Consider the following 1,310-nt stretch of genomic DNA (forward strand, 5'->3'; position numbering starts at 1 on the left):
CGTCGCCGCCGTCGTCATTGAAGACTGGCAATTGGGGGATGTTGCCGCGTGGATCTATTTGCATAACGAACACCGGATCATCTTTTCGCGCCTGCTGTTCTGGCTGGACATGCACGTCTTTGGCGGAACAACGCTCTTTCTTATCGTCTGCAACTACTTCCTGGCGGGAGCCGCAGCTGCCACCTTCGCCTCCATTTCACGCCATGCCCTGCCCGGACCAGAGTTGCGCCATGCCCGGTGGACACTCTACGCAGTTCTCACCACCTTCTGTTTCTCATGGGTACAGGCTGAGAATCTGAGCTGGGGCTTCCAGTCACAGTTCTTCGCCGCTCAGCTTTTCCCGCTGCTGGCCGTTTTCCTGCTCTGGCGAAGTACTCAAGTGAACTGGTGCTTCCCGGTTGCATGCGTGGTGGGTTTCGTCAGTGCGGGCACCATGGCCAATGGAGTGCTGGCACTGCCTTGCCTGCTGCTGCTGGCGCTGATCCTGCGTGCAGGCAGTGTGCGCGTCGTGATTCTCGCCGCACTCAGTACCGTGACGTTACTTAGCTACTTCCATGGCTATCACTCCAACCCGGAACATGGCTCGATAAGCGAAACCATACTGACCCGCCCGCTGGACATGCTCCGCTATGTATTTCTCTACTTGGGCAATCCCATTGCCCGCTTGGGCGCTGGAGCCCGACTCGGCGAGGCGGCCGGCCTATTCTTCTGCCTGAGCAGCCTCTGGCTGACGTGGTCTACCGCCCAGCATTGGCGAGAGCGCCCCATAGCACTGTGCCTCCTCGCTTATATTGCCTATCTGGGGGCGACGGCCTTTGGCACAGCAGGAGGCCGTCTAGTCTTCGGGCTGGAGCAGGCCCTGAGTGGCCGCTATGCCACTCCAGCACTTATGGGCTGGGGAGCATTGCTCATACTCTTCGCGCAGCACTGGGCCAAGCGATTCTCCCAAAGTGCAGGCCTTCAGATCGCAGCGTTACTGCTGATGCTGTGCTTCATTAAGCTGCAAGTTCACCACTTGAAAAAGGAAGTGGATGAGCCTCGTTGGAAGATGCTCGCGGCGCTCGCGATAGAGATGGGAGTCAGAGACGAGGCCACCATTCCTTATGTCTACAACATCTTCGACCGGTTGGCCGTATACGCGGACGATGCCCGTCAACGGAATATCTCGATTTTTGCCAACCCAGCCATTCAGGATGTTCATGAGAAGCTGGGGCAGAAAATGCCGATACAAAGTACTTCGACCTGCCAGGGTACCGTCGATGTCGTGTCAGCAGTGAAAGGTGACGAGAAGTTCAGGCAGGTCATTGGCT

1 protein-coding gene is annotated in these 1,310 nt (G+C 57.6%); it reads left to right on the plus strand.

The features are described from left to right. On the plus strand, nt 1–1,310 hold a 1,310-nt coding region (locus tag FAS41_RS30850; RefSeq protein ID WP_171049501.1), incomplete at both ends, for a hypothetical protein.

The organism is Pseudomonas nicosulfuronedens (assembly GCF_005877905.1).
GTDB lineage: Bacteria > Pseudomonadota > Gammaproteobacteria > Pseudomonadales > Pseudomonadaceae > Pseudomonas > Pseudomonas nicosulfuronedens.